Origin of the sequence: Nocardioides sp. NPDC058538 (assembly GCF_042719275.1) — a bacterium.
Taxonomy (GTDB): domain Bacteria; phylum Actinomycetota; class Actinomycetes; order Propionibacteriales; family Nocardioidaceae; genus Nocardioides.
In genome coordinates, this window is sequence record NZ_JBHXNY010000002.1 from 17,718 (window position 1) to 34,721 (window position 17,004).

Sequence of the window (17,004 nt, forward strand, 5' to 3'; positions counted from 1 at the left end):
TCCCCGGAATCGGGGACCACTCCGAAGGGGTTGCCGTGGGCACGGCAACGTCCCCTGAACCGCGTTTCGGCAGGTCAGAGGGTGAAGCGGACGGGCTGGCCTGTAAGCCGGGGAGTCCTCACGCTTAAACGGCTATCAACGAGCGTATGCGGGAAATCGCGCCTGACCTGCGGAAACTTTGATTGTTGTCGACGGCCAATGACGACAAGAGTCGAAAATCCTGTCCACAGTATGTCCGCAGTAGAAGGGGAGGCATTAGCGGCGACGAGGTGGCTACGCAGCACGGGAAGGCCGCTCCAGCGTGGCGGAGATGGAGCCGCCGAGCACTTGCCAACAGTTTGCGGCGGCTCATGTCGACGTCAGCCGGCGGACGAATCGCAGCGTCTGACCGCGATGTCTCTCGATTCGGCGATGGAGGGCATCCGCGACGCCATCGGCGCTCTTGGCGGTGACGTGATGCGACTGGGTTCGCTCCCGAGGCTGACTTGCTTCGCTTGGTTGCATCTCGTAGAGCAGCCACTGGAGCTTCAGCCACAACTCTGTACTGAGATTAAGAGCTCCTGCAGTGGCGACGAGATCGAACTCGAACGTGGACAGCGGCCCTGAAGTTGCCACGGTGCCGAGTGTAGGTGTGGTGCTGGTCGGGGCTCTAGACAAGACCTTGAACCGGTACCGTCAGCTCGTGATGGATCTCGTCGACCTCCGAGGCGCCCTCGGCCTGTTGGAGGAGCGCCTCCTGTCGGATAGGCCGGCACGATGACCGAGCCGATGCCACCGCCGCACGTGGCGGTGGAGCAGGAAGACGTAGAGCGGCTGCGCGATCTCCTCGATGCAGGTGGTGATGTGCACGAGGAGTGGAACGGCATGTCGCTCCTCGCGCACGCCGTCGACACCGAGGCTGATGGTGCTGCCCAGGCCGGCGACCCACTTCATGTGGATACGACTGCGTACCTGCTTTCGCGCGGAGCGGACCCAACTCGACGTGGTCAGGGTGGGGGTGGATCGACGGCCGTCGAGGACGCTCAGGCGTCCGGTCACTGGCTCGCGTCTGCGCTCTTCGCGGAGTGGACCAGACTGCGAGGCAACAACGCGGCCACCTCCGCGCGGCCAGTTGTACCGCTGATGTCTCTCGACTATCGGCTGCTTCGCAGCGCGTGGGGGATCGCGATTAGTGTCAAGGGCAAGGCGGTTGCCCGCGCTGGCGCGAGGCGCGTACGCAAGGTTGACGGTCGTCCTCTATGGCTCGAGTTCGCTGGAGCGGCAGCGGAGCTTCCGGCATCGTCACGAGATCTCCTCCTAGTGGGTCTGTCGCGGGTCGCGCCGGAGATCGCCCTGCCAACTGAGAGTGTGACGGTGGTCGTTGATGATGTTGCGTACGCCGACACCGACTTCCAAGCGGAGTTCCTCGAGATAGCGATGTGCCGCTGGGCAGAGCGAGCGTTCGGCGTACAGCCTCGGGGAGCGGAGGAGTGGTTCGACGCTGACGCACAGCGGTACCGCTTCTCGTGGACCTGACCAACGCATCAGGAAGGACCGTCGGTCATGCGCTGCTCGACTTGCCGGAGGTCGAGCCGCTCATCGATCTCGGGTGCACGGCGGTCAGGTACCGATAACCAGGTGCGCGCTAGCCCGGGTGAGCGCCAGAGTGGTTCCCGACATGAACACGAGAGAGACGACACCGACGATGAGTGTCCCCGATATCGCGAAGCATCAGATCCGAGCCGTGTACGACGAGGAGACGATCATGGTCTATCAGGCGTACGCACCGCAGATCGCCGAGCCAGCGGTCCGTGCGGGCCGGTTCGTGCCGCCGTTCAGCCGCACCCGGATGACGTGGGTGAAGCCCTCGTTCCTGTGGATGATGTACCGCTGCGGCTGGGCGACGAAGCCGGGTCAGGAGCGCGTGCTCGCGCTGCGCCTGACCCGGACCGGGTTCGAGGACGCATTGAGCCGATCGTGTACGTCGTCGTTCGAGCCGGCGCTCCACGCCGACCGTGTGTCGTGGCGACGTGCGCTGAAGACGAGTCCGGTACGCGTCCAATGGGATCCTGAGCGTACGCCTGCCGGCCAACCGCTGCCGCACCGCTCGTTGCAGGTGGGGCTCGGCCCGGAGGTGGTGCCGAGCTTCGTCGACGAGTGGATTGTCGCGCTCGACGACATCACCGACACGCTGCCGGACCTGTGGGCAGGGCGGTTGCCACTGCCAATTGAGCGCCACTACCCGCTGCCCCGCGAGATCGCAGTGCACATCGGCGCTCATGCCGATCGAGGTGTTGGCGTGTGATGTTGCGCCGCACATCACGACGATCGCTACGGTAACCCGATGCTGACTCTCGTCCACCGCCCCGAAGCTCCGTGGCTCCCGGCCGGCGGCGCGGCCGAGGTGGTGCTTGCGGAGACGGGCGACGAGGCGCTGGGGCCGGCGGGTCTCGTACGCCTACTGGTGATCGACGAGAACCGGAGCATCTTCTGCGTGCCGCGGACTGGTGGCCGACCCGGCTGGGACCTGCCAACAGCGACAGTCGGCGGTGCACGCGAAGCTGAAGCGATCGACGCCCTGGTGACGAACGTGACCGGTTCGACGCAAGCCGTCGAACTCGTCGGCGCCGTACGGAACGTCGTTCCGGCGAGCACGGAGTACGAGTGGCCGAGCCCGGTGGCGTACTTCAACGTTTACAGCCCAAAGGCGCAGGACCTACCGCCAACGATCGATGGCGTGTGGCTGACGCCGGAGCAGGCCACTGAGGAACTGGCTGATCGGCACTGGTGGCCGCTCGCGGCACTGGATGCCGAGGCTGCCCGCGCGGCGCGTGACGACCTACTGATCACATGGGGTTATTGGATTGACGATGCCGAGCGAAACCGTCAGCGGCTCATCGACACCGCGGTGAACGCACTGGTCGTCGGCCTGGACTCGCCCCATCTGCGTGAGCTCGCGGGCGCGGACAGGGACGCTTCCTGGGGTGAGCTCGACAACCTGATCCTCCGCATCGTCGACGAGCTGGGCATGCCGCAGCCGACCGAGGAGCGGGCGCTGCGCTTGGATCTGAGGCGCCGTGCCGCGCAGGTACTCGCGGGTGAGATCGAGCCGATCGACCTGGCCGGGTGGGGTCACGACAAGGTCGGGTACGACGGGCCGGCCGACCTGCGAGCCTTGACCCGCCTGGATGCTGAGTACAGCTTCCTCGAGGACATGTTCCCGTACTCGGTCGTCGAGAACCGACCAGAGCAGATGGCACGGCTTGATGCCGTCGTACGCGACCTCGCCGCGGCGGTCCTCGCAGGCGAGTCGGACCTCAACCGATTCGTCCCCGAGCGTTGGGCGCCACAAGAGTCGAGCCGGGCTAAGGTCAAGCCGGGCTACGACAGGCGGTGGCTCGCACGTCTGGGTCGGCGAATGCCGGCGCGGTGGCGGTCATGACCAAGGACGTGGAAAGTCACTCATTCGTCTTCGTCATCCCAATCGAAGAGCGTCGCTGGTTCGTTCCTTCGTCTATTTCCTTGCGTCCGCGACCAGTCAGCGGCGTCCTGATCCAGAAATAGGGGGATGGCAGCCCGAATCAATGCGCCGAGTTCGATGGTGGAACTTGTCGGTGCGACCGCTGTGCTCGTCGAGAAGTCTGCGTGAACCTGACCGCCTTGACGTAGCGACAGCACCGCCCGCGCGACCGAGAGTCCAGGCACATCGGCGGCGACTCTTTCGAGATCAACGTCGGCGAGCACATCGGCCCGTTCCTTCGACTCGTACGAAACGACGCGGTCTCCCTTGCCGAACTCGATCCGGGTCACAACGCTCTCCGAGGTAATTGCCCTCCTTCTGAGTTCGTCGAGGTCCGTCTGCGGACTATCGTCAGCGGCTGGCAACTCGTCGGCTTTGCGCGCGGCGATATGGGCGATCCAGTTGCTGCCGCGGATTGCCAGGCACTTGCGGTCGATGACCCAGCGGGGGACTCGATCGGGCTCGAGGAGCTGTTCCTCGCGGTCGGTGACACGGAGTCCCTTTGCGGTAAGACGACCGAGGTGCACAGCAACAAGATTTTGGAGGCTCTGCGACGGGTCCGTCAGAGCGATACGCCCAAGCTGTTCCGTTGTCACCGTCCTGCCGACGCGGCGCCAGAACTCACCGGGGGCGTCGTCAAGCGAGGTCATTAGGTAGCGTAGGTCGTCGTCAGACAGGGGACCCGTCGTTGCCGTGGTTGGGAAATCAGCGCCGGAGCCCCCGTGGCCCTCCCAGACCGCTCGAAGAACACGGGTGATTCTGCTGGCTTGGTCAGGTTGCAGCGCCGACTCCATGGAGCGGATGCCTGCTGCGACGGGTTGGCGTTGAAGTGTCTCGGCCTCTTGGAAGGCGGACTCGGTAGCCAATGTCAGGTCGCGCATCTCGTTTCCGCTCGAGACGCCACGGCCGCCGCGAACGAGTGCTTGGCCGAGGAGGCCGATCACCGCTGAGTCGCGCCGGGACTCGCCGATGCTGGCAATTGCAGATGCATCCGCAACCCATGTGTTTGCCAACGAAGCGTGCGCTGCAAGGCGCGCGATAGAGGCGGTCCGTTGTTCATGGGGGCCATCGTGTGGGCCGCCGATGTCCTCAAGCGTGAAGATCATTGGTTCATGTGGAGCGAGTGCGCTCAACTCGTCGTTGAGCCAGTCCGGGTCGGCGAGCGGGCGGAGGAAAACCAGTCGCTCCCGCGACTCGGCTGGCCAGCGCAACACCAAGTCAGGCACGGCGACGTTATTGAAGTAGTCGGTGAATCTGACGGTGACTGCGGGGTCAGCGAGCCTCACCTCGTCTGTCACGGCGCGTTTGATTCGGCGGATCCGTTCGCTGGCTAATGGTTGCTCGGCCGCGAGCGCCAGTGCAGATGCAAATTCTCGCCTCATGGTCACACAGCCTCTGCCTGAATGAGTTTGAGAACTTCCAAATAGTGGTCCTTCGTCAGGACGAGGTCGCGCTGCTTGTGCGTCAGGGTGAGTAGCCAGATGCGCTCGGACACGCGGAGTACGGCCTGGTGATCGATGGCTTGCTCGGCCCCAGTTTCGTCCTCTGTCCCGAGGGAGCGTTGCCGATTCTCCTTGTGTAATAGTGCCTTCTGAATGGACTCTGGGGTGGAATGCTTGTCCCACGACTGGGCTTGGAACGGGGACCACGATAGCCACAGAAAATGGCCGCAGCGGTCCGGGTACGCGCGATAGGCGACGTAGCACTTAGCAAGGAAATCTCTGAAGTGTTTCGGAAGGTCGCTCTCGTTCTTGTATGCCTTGACCTCGGCGAGAAAAGACTGGTTGTCGATCGGATCGCCTCGGAACACCCCGCCGATGTCGAAGGTAAACTGTGTGGTGCCATGGGGCCAGTTGAACGCCAAGAGTTCAGAGAGCGGCGTGTCACGGTGGGTCCAACTCTGCTTGACGCGTGTCGTTAGATCGAGCCACCGTTTGGCTTCGTGCAGTCCGTCTCGGCCGGTGTCCTGGTTGTCTTCACCTGCCAAGGTCCGCACCTTCGCGCTCTTCCATGCTCAGTGACGCTAACGGAGGCGGCAGGGCCACGTTGGCCAAACTCGAAAAGTCACGCCAGACGGTGTACGGCCACTCACTGAGCGTCTTGAGGCGGCAGTCGGAGCGAGTAGCGGCGATCCTATCGTTCGTGACCGTGCATCGGCGAGGAACTTGATTGCGGTGATGCGGACGACGTAGTTGCGGGGTCTTGTCGAGACCGCGGATAGTCGGCAGACATGCGTTCAGCCTTGGTCCGCCACTGGCTGAGCGGTCCCGTGCGGCGTGATCGATCTGGCCGGGCGGATCGACTTCGGATCGACCGAGCGGAGAAGAAGGGCTATGTCTCGGGTCGAACCGCCGGCCGGGGGTGAATTCGACCGCCGCGCGCGAGGTGGGGTGACGATGTCCTCATCCCAGACCTCGACCATGTCTCCCGACTTGATGACACCTGAAGCGATCTTGCCGATCACTGCTGTGCCGCGCCCCGGTGAGGTAGAAGAAGTCGATGACGGTGAGGGCGAACGGCTCCTCACCGGGCGGCCCGGCAGCCTCGGCCCTCGGATTCACTGCTCAAAGGTCGGACGCCTTCCCGAGTCTGCGAAGCAAGCCTTCACGCCGCTCCGCCTGCCACGGACAGTCCTTCTCCGACGGTTGCCGACGGACACTGACGGACCGAGAAAATTGCCTCTGACCTGCCGATACACCACTTCCGAATGTATCGGCACGTATGCTATGAAGGTACGTAGCAATGGGCCGCCTTCGGGCGGCCCGAAGTGCGTTTTCAGGGTACTTGACGGTTGTCGACGGACCTCGATGGAACTGCCGTTGTGCCCGAATCAGGGGGAGCATCGTGCACGGAGGGATGAAGGTCTACCGAGGCCCGGCGAAGGCGGCCAGAAGCTACCTGGAGAAGGATCACTCGCGCGCGGACGACTACTACCTGGCAGACGGCAGCGGCCTGGCCGAGCGATTCGGAGCCGCTCCTGGCTACGTTGCGAGCCGAGGCATGATGGATGGCGACACGTACGAGCGGTGGGTCGCCGGTTACGAGGTGGAGACCGGTCTGGCGAAAGGGCGGTTACTGAAGGACGGTGGCGTACGCAGGCCGGTGCGGTTCGTCGAGTTCACCGTGAACGGGCCGAAGACCTGGTCGTTGGCCGCGGCCATGGATCCCGAGATCGGTGCGGCCTACGACGCCGCTCAGGATCGAGCCGCGCGCGAGATCATCGGCTGGGTCGCGCAGCACGCGACCACCCGGGTGGGGCCGCTGGGACGACAGGTGCAGGTGCCGACCGAGTCGATCGAGGCGGCTGTGATCCGGCACTTCACCTCCCGTGCCGGTGATCCGCATCGCCACCTGCACCTGCAGATCAACGCCCGGGTCTTCGCTGCGGGGAAGTGGCGTGGTCTGCATACGGTCGGGATCCGGGACAGCACCGGCGCGGTCAACGGGATCGGACACGCGGCGGTGATGAGCGATCCGCAGTTCCGGCGGGTGCTGGCCAGGCACGGCTACACCCTCGACCTGGCCACCGGTGAGATCAACGAGCTGCGTCGGTTCGTCAGTGAGTTTTCAGCGCGCGCGGCGCAGATCCGCGCGAATGTCGACCGTTACGAGGCCCGGTGGCGTGGTGAGCATCCCGAGGAGGAGCCGGGTCCTCGACTGCGTCGGGCTTGGGACGCGCGGGCGTGGGCGGATGCTCGTCCTGACAAGGTCGTCCCAATCGACGGTCGAGCGCTCGCGCGGTGTTGGATCGAGGATCTGTACGCCGCCGGGCATCGGCCACCCGGCCGGCCGGTGCCGGTGGATCGCACGGCGATCGGCCGACTCGACCGCGACCTCGCTGCTGGGCTGGTGCTGGACCGGCTCGGGGCAAAGGCGTCGGCGTGGAACGCCGCTGACATTCGCGGGGGAGCCGAGCAGGTGATCGCCGAGGTCGGCATCGTGGTCGAACCCGAGGTGCGACGTGAGCTGGCCGAGGACCTCGCCGCGCGTGCAGTCGCGCGATGTGAGCCGCTGCTGCCGCGCACCGATGTCCCCGAGCACATCCGTGCACTCACCTCACGACGTGTCCTCGACGTCGAGGGTGACCTCAACAGCAGCTTGTCCGATCGGGTTGCGGCAGAGGCGAAACCGAGGGTGCTAACCGTGGTGCCCGGGCGCGGTATGGCGCCACCGGACCTGATGTTGACCAAGACCCAGCACCGGGTCGCCGCTGCCCTGGCCGGCACGAGTCGGCTGGTCGTCGTCGAAGGCGCAGCAGGTGCAGGCAAGACCAAAACCATCGGGTATGCCGCCCAACAGATCGAGCACGACGGAGCACGCCTGATTGTCGTCAGCCCGACCAAGAAGGCTGCCTCCGTTGCCGAAGAACAGGTCGGCGCCACGGCATCGTCGGCCTCCTGGATCATCCATCAGTACGGCTTCCGGTGGGACGAGGACGGGCACTGGGGCCGCATCCCGACCGGAGCGCTCGACGGCGGACCGGGTGACCAGCGCGCGAGGCTCCGGTCCGGCGACCTGCTCCTGGTTGACGAGGCCGGCATGCTCGACCAGGACACCGCCCGCGCCCTCCTCACGATCGCCGACGAGACCGGCGCACGGGTGGCGCTCGTCGGCGACCGTAACCAACTCCCTGCTGTGGGACGCGGGGGAGTGCTGGACCTCGCTGCCCGCTGGACCGGAGAGGGCTCGTGCTTCACCCTCGACGTCGTCCATCGCTTCACCGATCCCGACTACGCCGACCTCAGTCTCAAGATGCGTACTGGGTCCGATCAGGGTGACGTCTTCGACCGCCTCCTCGCTCGCGGCGAGATCGTCATCCACCCCACCGAGGTCGAACGCACCGACGTGCTTGCTCGTCTGGGTGCCTCGCACGACGCTCCGCTCCTCGTCGCGGACACCCGCGAGCAGGTCAGGGCGCTGAATGCAGCGATCCGTGATCGTCGGCTCGAGCGTACGGAGGAGTCCCCACCGGTCGTGATGCTCACGGCGAACGGTGAACGGATCGGTGCTGGAGACCGGATTGCCACCAGGCTCAACGACCGCGACCTCGACGTCTCCAACCGCGACACCTGGACTGTCCGAGCGGTCGCCGCCGAAGGGCAGATCGTGGTCTATGGCCGTCGGGGCGAGCGGATCCTGCCTGCGGGTTACGTCTCCGATCACGTCGAGCTCGCCTACGCGACCACTGCCCACGGTGCCCAGGGAGAGACCGTCCGCAATGCTCACGTCGCTATCGGCGAGACCACCCGAGCTGCCGCTGCGTACGTCGGTATGACCCGCGGCCGCGAGCGGAACGTCGCCCATCTCGTCGCGGAGACGGTTGACGAGGCGAAGCGCCACTGGATGGACGTCTTCAGCCGTGACCGGGCTGACCTCGGGCCAGCCCGCGCTGCGCAGCGAGCGGCCGAGGACATCGAGCGCTACGGTTCTGTCGGTCCAAGACGAGAGGTTGGCCGTCGTCCTTCCCGACAGACACTCCTTCGACCGACGCCGTACGCACCAGGACTGGATCGGCCCACGCCGTCGCAACCGTCGCCTGGACCCAGTATCGGCTTCTAGCATGGTGAGCAGTTGGTTGCCGAGGACTCAGTGGCCGTTCCGTGTCCAGGTGCGTGATGCAGGGGTCCATGTGGACTCGGACGCGGAACCGCTCAGTACCGGGTCGATGAACGCTGCAACGAGCTCATGGGCTTGGTTAACAGTTCGATAGTCCGCGCAGTAGGGCACCGACTTGGCCATCTTGGCATAGGCACGTCCCCAGTTGCTCGGCACCACGAACCTGTTGATCGGCCCCATCTGCCGCAATCGTGTCTCGTGGGCGATGGCGGTCTGCAAAGCGTGGCCGGAGATGTCTTGGGTGGTCGCGAGGACGACGAGATCGACGAGGTCCTTCTCGCGACTGGACGGTCGGCCGTGGTAGTCGGCCATGGTGGCGCAGACCTTGTCGGCGATCTGGTCGACGACGGGATAGAGCCGATAGGGATGGCTGGTCAGGCGCGGCAGCGCGAGCCCGCTGGCGGGAGTCGCGGAGGTCACGGGTGCGGTGACACCCACCCCGATGGCGAGGTCGATGTTGATCTGGGTCTTCTTCTGGGCGCCGACGTAGACGTCGAAGGAGACGCGGTAGCCGTCGGTGTAGGGCTGCTCCTCGCCGCCGATCGAGGCCCGGTGACCGGTGTAGACGAAGCGGAAGTGGTCGCCCAGGTCGACGCCGGCGAGTCGGCGAAGGTCGTCGAGGGCCTGGCCGAGGGTGAAGCCCTCACGATAGAGATCGATGTCCAGCGTCGAGCGGGTGGACGGCACGCGAGCGAGCATCCCGGTTCCACCCTTGAGGATCCACTCGGACTCCTCTCCTTCGGAAAAGACCCGGCTGAGGAAGCGGCGGAAGTGTTCGATCCGAATCCGCTCGTTGATGGTCAACGAAGGATCGGCAGCCGAGGCTGCACGTGCGGCATCCTTGATCGCCGCTTCGACGCCGGCGGGTGCGGCGTACGGCTTGGGGTCAGCCAACGTTCTCGACCTTCCTTGCGACCTCGGCCAGGGTCGCGTACGTCGGGGACGTTGCGAGCCGGCGAGCGAGTGAGTCGGGATCCAGTCCGGCGCTCGTCAGAAGGTGTTCGAGGAGGCCGTTGCCGTCACCGCTGCGGATGCCGTTGCGGGTTGCCAGCGGCGTGAGCATATCGGCCAGCACCGTGGTGTCGAGCGCCGCCTTGTTGACGACGTCCCGAAGGACATCGGCGACCAGGCTGAGGTCGGTCCGCGCCTCGACTAGGTCCGCGACCGTCCGCTCGACAGTGGTCACCGGCAGCCCTTGGGCGATGGTGACCTCTCCTTCCGTCAGGGATCGTTGACGGTAGTGGATCTCGACCCGTTGGGTCTGCCGACGCTGGCTGGTGGTGAACTCGTGCCGATCAGCAGGAATGTCGCCCAGCACGTGGAGGCGAGCAGCCGACGCGCCGGAGACGATCACGCCAGCAGCGCCGTCCCTGAGGCGATCGCTTGCGAATCGCGCGGGCTCGGTGCTCAGCCACGCGGCGCGCAGGTCCTCGAACTCGTCGCTCGGCGCGCCGGCATTCCGGTAGACACCATGGGCCAGCCGTACGAGATGACCGGCGGCCGCGAGGCGAGACATCTCGAGCCGTGTGATGCCAAGCGTCCGGGCTTGCCCAGAGGTGACCATGCCCCATTGGGATGCGGTCTCCTCAGCAAGCTCCAGTCCAGCCTGCGCCATCTTCATGCTTGGATTGTATCGCCCATAGCAGATACTTTCCAAGCAGTAATGAGCCCAGCTCATGAGACGCGGAGTCCGTTGGATTGATTCGTCAGTTTGCACCGCTCCGGTTCAGGTGCGTGATGAGCGTGCGCAGCCAGACCTCGGATAAGGCTGGCTCGCTGGACATTGCGCGCGCCAGGGCTTGCCGCCCTTCGCGACTTCGCCCGTACCGGACGACGCCGACGGCTTCTGCGAGCGCGTCTCGGGTCTTCTCGTCGCGGCGAGGCTCGTCGACGTCGACCGTCCAGTCCTTCGGACGGTAGGTGCGATGGAGCTTGGTCTGGTGATTGCCGAAGTATGACCAGGCGTACGGATCGAGCGACACGTTCAAGACAGCGGAGGAAGGAAGCTCGGCTGTCCACGGTGCGTGTTGGTGCCAACGCCAGGTGTTCGGACTTGTCTTCTCTCGCGAGGTCACGCCGACAAACCTGAGCTTCTTCCGGATGACTGACCACGGCGCTCGTTCATCCTCGATCCAGTCACGGACGAGCGTGTACACGTCCCCGAACGTCGAGCCAGCGTGGACGACGTCGACAAACGCCAGCGGCCGATCGAGACGGGCAAGGTCCCTCGGGCGGGCGCCGATGGAAGCGAGGAGCGCGCGTGCCTGCTGGCGCTCCTGTTCCGTCAGAGGAGGGTGGGTCCAGCTGCCGTTCTTGTATCGACCATCGCGGGCGAAGGACACGGGAAATCTTGAAACGCGAGGATGCCCGACGTCGGCGAACGCGCCGCTGAGGAGATCGAACATGGAGTCCAACGAGCGGCCGACGAAGACCAGTTGGCCTCCACCACTGCGCGCGACGACCTTCCCTGCGCACTCGACGAATTCGTCGAGCCAGGGAAGCCGGGGCGACTCGACCCCGTCGAGCAATGAACCGAGTTGGTCCGGTGTCACGAGGTCCCACCGGAACGGGATCTGCGCTTCGTTGCTGCTCACGACTGCGTAGGCTGCCACATCGGTAGAACCTCAGCGATACTTGAGCAGCTCGCGGAACTCTTCCGCCGAGGAGATCACGGAAGTCGTAGGAGACGGCGGATCTTCGCGCTTCCTGCTCCACGTGAGATGGACGAGGGCGACTACTTGGCCGTCGTGAACTATGACTTCGTCCTGGTCGCACGCGCGAGCAACCGCCGTCCAATCGTGCCCATGAAACGGATGTTCCGGTGCGAGCTCTCGTTTCAGTTCATCCTCCAGAGCCGCGGCAGCGGTTGCGTCGGTCAGCCGCTCGAACGGCTCTCCGAAGACGAACCAATCGGTCCACAGTGCCGCGGCCCCGGACGACAGTTTGTCGTTGGTCATCGTCCTGCGCCTGTCTGGTCATGCGGCCAGGACTGAGCCAGCGTCCATGCGCCGCCAACCATCGACGGTATGCCGTCGAGCTCGCGCTGCGTACGCATGTAGGTGGCTTGCCACGTCCGCGGCGGGGTGGCCAACGTCCGTAGGACGTTCGCGGAAACGAGGTCGGGCGCAACCTCGGCGAATGGGAACCTCACGAACACCTGGAATGCGCCGTCGTCTGCCATGAACGAGACCTGGAACAGGTGGCGATTGTGGAAGTCCCTTGCCGCCCACGAGAACCTGAGATTGTGCGCGGCAAGCCAGTCGTGGTCGATATGGGGGACAACCAGTCTCGTCGTGGTGTCCTCTGGGCGCTCCCAGGAGTGGTCGGCGACGAGCCGCTCGACCTCGGCGTCGTACTGCTCGGCGACGAACGTCGCGCCGCTGGTGGCGGGCTTTTCTATCAACCAGTCCCAGTGGACGACGTCGCCCTCACGGCGGATGAGTACGTCCGTGGAGCCGCAGCCGTAGGTGCCGCACTCGCACCGCGCGATCGGCACCTGCCTCGGCGTCTCCTCGGCCTGGAGACGGTTGACCGGCAGGAGCACGTCGAACGGTTCCATACCCATGCCAGCGCCCTGGGACGTCATCTCATCCTCGTTGACGAACACTTGGAGCTCGAACCCGCCGAGGGAGTCGTTCCCGGTGGGAACGATGGCGAAGCGGATCGTGTCGGTCGGCAGGCGGTTGTACGTCTCCGAACTGTGGTGGCGCTGTGCCGCCTGGGCGTCGTCCGGATGCGGCATGCCGAGCTCGTCGAGGGCTTCGAGGAGAACGGCTTCGATCTCGGCGTGGGGAAGGTCGGGTGCGAGGCCCGCGAGCAGGCGGAGTGCCGGCGAGTCGAGGTCGTCGACCAGCGCCTGGGTCGCCGCATCGATGACGATGCCGTGCTCGCTTGGCCCATCGTGCCATCGCAGTACGGCATCGTAGAAGCGGTGCCTGGGGCCGGGGCCGAGCTCGATCACATGATCCATCTTCGACGTTCATCGGGCGGTGATGCCACTTGGGTATCTCGGCTCGGCGGCAGCCCTCTCTGGTGGGGTGGTCGCTCGAGGTCACTACACGCTCGAGGTCGGACCCTGAAGTGTTGGCTGGGCTACCGGTCCAGCATCACGCGAACACGGTGCGCTCGGTGCCGTAGTTGCTGGGGCCAGTAGACGCGCTCCTCTACTGAGCTGAGCTCGTCGCGCAGCGTCCCTACCGGGATCTCGGTGGACTCGAGCCAGGACACCGCAAGGTCGGCCCAATACGCCGTCGTGCCGAGTGCGTAACGGACCAGTTCCATGGGGTCGTAGGGGCGCTCTGCGCTTGCGTCGAATCGGGATTCCAAGTCGACGAGATAGGGCAGCAGTGGATCAGGAGGAGAGGCCAGATCCCCGGATTCCGTTGGCGACGAGTTCCAATGCCGAGCGAACCATCGCTCCAGGCGCTCAGGGTCGGCCAGGCGCCCGAAACCTGGCCAGTGTGGCCACTCCACACGGTTCGGCGTGTCGATGCGTACAACGCCGAGCAGACGGTCCTTCTCGTCGAAGAACTCGGCTGCGAAGTCGCCGGAGCACATGCAGAGCATGTCGGTAACGTCCGTGACAGCCAACGCATCGATGAGCTCCGCGATGGCGGCTCGGTCGGTGACACGTGGCCCGTCACCATGACGGCGCACCGCGACGTACTTCTCAGTCGTCTCCTCCAGCACGTCAGCCTCGGGGTCGACGGCATGGATCAAGAAGCCACCTTGGGAGAACTGGACGGCCGTGGCGGTGACGACCGCTTGTCGAATCGCGGCTGGGTCGAGCGTGTCAGGGCCCGAGAACCGGTAGACCAGTTCCTTGCGTGGTCGTGCCATGGGCGCATTGTCCCGGCCTCTGCGGCGAGCCGGCAACCGGCGTCATGTGCGTTAGCCGCCTCATTGATCTGCCGAGAAGCGCTCGGCAAGGACTTCAACTCGGTCTCGCTCCGGGATGTATCCGAGAACTGGGTGAGCGTCGTCGCCGCCCTCGTTCGTCATCAGCACTGGCTTCCGGAGTTCGCGACCCATCGTGCGCAGGAACGCACAGAGTATGTCGGCGCCGTGCTGTCCTTGGAGTTCGCGGAGGTCCACGTCGAAGTCGATCTGCGATGGGTCCAGGAACCAGAAATTCACCTGCACGCTCTCGGTCGGCCAGACCTTGAGCACGACGGACGTCTCGTCAGATCTGGCGAGCGCCGTTGCTGCGTCGGGTAGGGGTAACTCGGCGTCATCCTCCTCGTATCGCCATGCCCAATCGCTCATGGCGACCAGGTCCAGCACGGCCCGCCAATCGTCAACGGTCGTCTCGGGCGCGAAGAGATCGGGCAATGCGCCCATCAGGTCGGGGTCGAAGAATTCCTTGACGTCAATCCAGGCGAGGTCGGCCATGCGCACGATCCTGCAGTGTGCGCTGGAACTTGTGCACGTCCTTGAGGTTGATCAGGTGGTGTCCTGGGGCTTCCTCCGCAGGAAAGGTTCCGTCAGTGATCAACCTGCTGAGCATCGAGACGTGGATGCCGAGCAGGTCGGCAGCTTCGGTGACGGTGATGTACTTCTCCGGCTTCTTCGGGGTGCGCGGCAGCAAGCGGTAGCTGCCCGGGCGGGCTGCAGGGTCTCCTTGGAGAGCCGCGGCATACGCCGCAGGAGTGACGGTGAGGATGTCGATGCGCTTGGTCTCGGTCGCGTCAGCGTAGGCCGGCGCCCAGGCGTTGCGGATGACATCGGGCAGGGCTAGCTCGTCCCAGAGGTCGACGAGGAGGGCACCGTCGACGCGGGCCAGTAGGACTTGGGGGAGGGCGCGCTGGATCAGGATCTCGTACGCACTCCGGCGCTGCTCGCGGTCTCGAAGGTTCCATACGGCCGGTTCCGAGTCCCTGGTGAGGTGCGGGATCTCGATCATCTCGAAACTGGCCGCGCCATGTATTCGCCAGAGCCGGTTGGGAACCCAGAACGGCTCCACGCCAGGAGCTTCCAACCCCTCGAAGTCGACGTGCGGCCCGAACGCCAAGTCCATGTCGGCGGCAGCGAGGATGCGGGCGGTGACTTTCAGGGAGGGTGACTGCAGGCCGCGCTCGTAGGTCGAGAGGGTGCCCTGGGACGTGCCGGAGCGGCGCGCCAGTTCGGCCTGGGTGAGGCCAGCGGCTCGACGCGCGGTCCTGAGGAAGGTTCTCGGGTCGATGCGGCCGAGTTTATCGTTCATATATCGGATCCCGAATAAATCCCCGATTTGCTGGGGAGCCCTGCGCACCTACCTGCTGAGAACGCCGAACGGACACGGTCCGCGGTGAGGTTGGGCGAAGATGCCCGAACATGCCAACAGCACGGTGCCTTCCCACCTGACGGTGCTTCTCGCCCCAACCACGAGAAGCAGAAAGGAGGTGGTCCCTGATGACGGTGACCACCGCGTCCCTGCCCGACGGCAAGGACGACGACATCCTCACCTTGTCGGAGGTCAGTGAGATCCTGAAGGTGCCGGTCAACACGCTGCGCTGGTGGCGCCAGCTCGGCACCGGGCCGAAGTACACCAAGTTCGGCCGACGACTGGTCACCACCCTCGGGGAGGTGAAGCGCTGGCTCGCAGAGCAGAAGCGCAACGGCGGGATCGCCTGATCCCGTCCCTCGGCCACGGAACCGGCCGAATTCCATGATCGCGGGCGGACCTTCCGCCTCCTAAGCGAAAGGTCCGCCCGCACACCACCAGAAAGGAGGAAGACATGTCCTGGATCGACAAGCGCACCATCACGTGGGAGACGAAGAGCGGCAAGCAGCGCAAGGCGACCCGGTACGAAGCGGGCTACCGCGACCGTGCCGGCGTACGCCATCGCCAGCTTTTCGAGCTCAAGCGTGAGGCGCAGAAGTGGCTCGACGAGCAGACCACGGGCATCGTCACCGGCCAGTGGGTCGACCCCATGGCTGGCAGAGAGTTGTTCAAGGCGTACGCCGAGAGGTGGCGCGAGCGGCAGGTCTGGTCGGAGAACACCGAGGACCAGTTCGGCTCGGTGCTCACCCACCACATATACCCGAAGCTGGGTGGGATGCGGATGGACGCCGTCACCGGCGCCGATATCCAGAGCCTGGTCAAGCAGTGGTCGCGCACCGCTGCCGCGACGACCACGGTGCAGCGCTACAACATGCTGGCGATGCTGCTGCGGGGAGCGGTCAAGGACCGGGTCATTCCGATCTCGCCGGCAGTCGACATCAAGCTGCCGAGAGTCCAGGCGAAGGCTGCGCTGGTGCCGATCACTACCGACGTCGTCCTGCGGCTGCGCGAGCAGATGCCAGAGCGGCTGCGTGCGTTCGTCACCATCGCGGCCGGCACCGGGGTGCGTCGCGGTGAGTTGCTCGGGCTCACCATCGACCGGGTCGCCGAGGACTTCGGCGCCATCCGCGTCGACCGACAGCTGTCACGGAAATCGACCGGCAAGAGGCCGATCTTCGCGCCGCCGAAGACGACCGCGTCGGTACGCACGATCCCGGTCGCCCAGATCGTGCTAGACACGATCGAGCAGCACGTGGACACCTACGGCGTCCACGACGAGACCGGATTGCTGTTCACCACTGAGATCGGCACACCGCTGAGCACCTCGACGCTGCAGGCCGCGTGGTCGAAGGCAGCAAAGGCTATCCACACGGATTCGACACCGCACGATCTGCGTCACTACTACGCGAGCATCCAGATCTCCGGCGGCTGCTCGATCAAGCAGCTCCAGGCCAACCTCGGGCACAAAAGCGCGAGCGAAACCTGGGACACCTACGGGCACCTGATGGGCGACGAGGACGACCGCTCACGGGCTGTGATCGAGGCTGCGCTCGGAGGAAAAATCAGAAATTCTGTCCACAGTATGTCCACAGTAACGGGCATCTGAAATTGTTTCCGCAGGTCAGGC

Annotated in this window: 17 protein-coding genes; 6 read left to right on the forward strand and 11 right to left on the reverse strand. The window is 65.2% G+C overall.

The features are described from left to right. Nucleotides 1–348: 348 nt before the first annotated feature. Nucleotides 349–615: a hypothetical protein gene (locus tag ACFWQC_RS02025; protein ID WP_378672352.1), complete on the reverse strand. Its 267-nt coding sequence runs from the start codon at nt 613–615 to the stop codon at nt 349–351. 141 nt (nt 616–756) lie between these two features. On the opposite strand from ACFWQC_RS02025, the gene ACFWQC_RS02030 reads away from it, so the two are divergent. From ACFWQC_RS02030 to ACFWQC_RS02040, 3 genes are all read left to right on the forward strand, one after another. Further along, nucleotides 757–1,515: a hypothetical protein gene (locus ACFWQC_RS02030; protein WP_378672355.1), complete on the forward strand. Its 759-nt coding sequence runs from the start codon at nt 757–759 to the stop codon at nt 1,513–1,515. Between the two features lie 169 nt (nt 1,516–1,684). Next, nucleotides 1,685–2,284 carry a DUF4291 domain-containing protein gene (locus ACFWQC_RS02035; RefSeq protein WP_378672358.1) on the forward strand — a complete coding sequence of 200 codons (600 nt, stop codon included), beginning with the start codon at nt 1,685–1,687 and terminating at the stop codon, nt 2,282–2,284. A gap of 159 nt (nt 2,285–2,443) precedes the next feature. Continuing rightward, nucleotides 2,444–3,421 carry a hypothetical protein gene (locus ACFWQC_RS02040; protein ID WP_378672361.1) on the forward strand — a complete coding sequence of 326 codons (978 nt, stop codon included), beginning with the start codon at nt 2,444–2,446 and terminating at the stop codon, nt 3,419–3,421. Nucleotides 3,422–3,441: 20 nt separating this feature from the next. Here the strand turns inward: ACFWQC_RS02040 and ACFWQC_RS02045 are convergent, their stop codons facing one another. Then, on the reverse strand, nt 3,442–4,881 hold the full coding sequence (locus ACFWQC_RS02045) for a hypothetical protein (RefSeq protein ID WP_378672364.1): 1,440 nt from the start codon (nt 4,879–4,881) through the stop codon (nt 3,442–3,444). 2 nt (nt 4,882–4,883) lie between these two features. Beyond that, a complete protein-coding gene (locus ACFWQC_RS02050) occupies nt 4,884–5,486 on the reverse strand; it encodes a hypothetical protein (protein ID WP_378672367.1) in 603 nt (200 codons plus the stop codon). An 869-nt stretch (nt 5,487–6,355) separates the two neighbouring features. On the opposite strand from ACFWQC_RS02050, the gene mobF reads away from it, so the two are divergent. After that, on the forward strand, nt 6,356–9,058 hold the full coding sequence (mobF, locus tag ACFWQC_RS02055) for a MobF family relaxase (protein WP_378672370.1): 2,703 nt from the start codon (nt 6,356–6,358) through the stop codon (nt 9,056–9,058). A 27-nt stretch (nt 9,059–9,085) separates the two neighbouring features. On the opposite strand, the gene ACFWQC_RS02060 is transcribed toward mobF, so the two are convergent. The 8 genes from ACFWQC_RS02060 to ACFWQC_RS02095 all read right to left on the reverse strand — a co-directional run bounded on the left by ACFWQC_RS02060 (nt 9,086) and on the right by ACFWQC_RS02095 (nt 15,317). Further along, complete coding sequence (locus tag ACFWQC_RS02060; protein ID WP_378672373.1) at nt 9,086–10,009, reverse strand: nucleotidyl transferase AbiEii/AbiGii toxin family protein; 924 nt, start codon at nt 10,007–10,009, stop codon at nt 9,086–9,088. Next, a complete protein-coding gene (locus ACFWQC_RS02065; RefSeq protein WP_378672376.1) occupies nt 10,002–10,736 on the reverse strand; it encodes a type IV toxin-antitoxin system AbiEi family antitoxin domain-containing protein in 735 nt (244 codons plus the stop codon). Before ACFWQC_RS02065 ends, ACFWQC_RS02060 begins: the two co-directional genes overlap by 8 nt. Nucleotides 10,737–10,821: 85 nt before the next feature. After that, complete coding sequence (locus tag ACFWQC_RS02070) at nt 10,822–11,709, reverse strand: hypothetical protein (RefSeq protein ID WP_378672379.1); 888 nt, start codon at nt 11,707–11,709, stop codon at nt 10,822–10,824. Nucleotides 11,710–11,739: 30 nt separating this feature from the next. Then, complete coding sequence (locus tag ACFWQC_RS02075; RefSeq protein ID WP_378672382.1) at nt 11,740–12,072, reverse strand: hypothetical protein; 333 nt, start codon at nt 12,070–12,072, stop codon at nt 11,740–11,742. Further along, the gene (locus ACFWQC_RS02080; protein ID WP_378672384.1) at nt 12,069–13,085 is read right to left on the reverse strand and encodes a hypothetical protein; all 1,017 of its coding nucleotides are present in this window, start codon (nt 13,083–13,085) and stop codon (nt 12,069–12,071) included. The genes ACFWQC_RS02075 and ACFWQC_RS02080 overlap by 4 nt, the downstream gene beginning before the upstream one ends. 122 nt (nt 13,086–13,207) lie before the next feature. After that, on the reverse strand, nt 13,208–13,954 hold the full coding sequence (locus tag ACFWQC_RS02085) for a hypothetical protein (protein WP_378672386.1): 747 nt from the start codon (nt 13,952–13,954) through the stop codon (nt 13,208–13,210). A 60-nt stretch (nt 13,955–14,014) separates the two neighbouring features. Next, a complete protein-coding gene (locus ACFWQC_RS02090) occupies nt 14,015–14,506 on the reverse strand; it encodes a hypothetical protein (protein WP_378672388.1) in 492 nt (163 codons plus the stop codon). Beyond that, nucleotides 14,484–15,317 (reverse strand): helix-turn-helix domain-containing protein, encoded by an 834-nt coding sequence (locus tag ACFWQC_RS02095; RefSeq protein WP_378672390.1) that lies wholly within the window; start codon nt 15,315–15,317, stop codon nt 14,484–14,486. The genes ACFWQC_RS02090 and ACFWQC_RS02095 overlap by 23 nt, the downstream gene beginning before the upstream one ends. A 188-nt stretch (nt 15,318–15,505) precedes the next feature. Here ACFWQC_RS02095 and ACFWQC_RS02100 point away from each other — a divergent pair, with 188 nt between their 5' ends. Then, a complete protein-coding gene (locus tag ACFWQC_RS02100; RefSeq protein ID WP_378672393.1) occupies nt 15,506–15,727 on the forward strand; it encodes a helix-turn-helix transcriptional regulator in 222 nt (73 codons plus the stop codon). Nucleotides 15,728–15,831: 104 nt separating this feature from the next. Beyond that, nucleotides 15,832–16,983 (forward strand): tyrosine-type recombinase/integrase, encoded by a 1,152-nt coding sequence (locus tag ACFWQC_RS02105; RefSeq protein ID WP_378672396.1) that lies wholly within the window; start codon nt 15,832–15,834, stop codon nt 16,981–16,983. Nucleotides 16,984–17,004 lie beyond the last annotated feature (21 nt).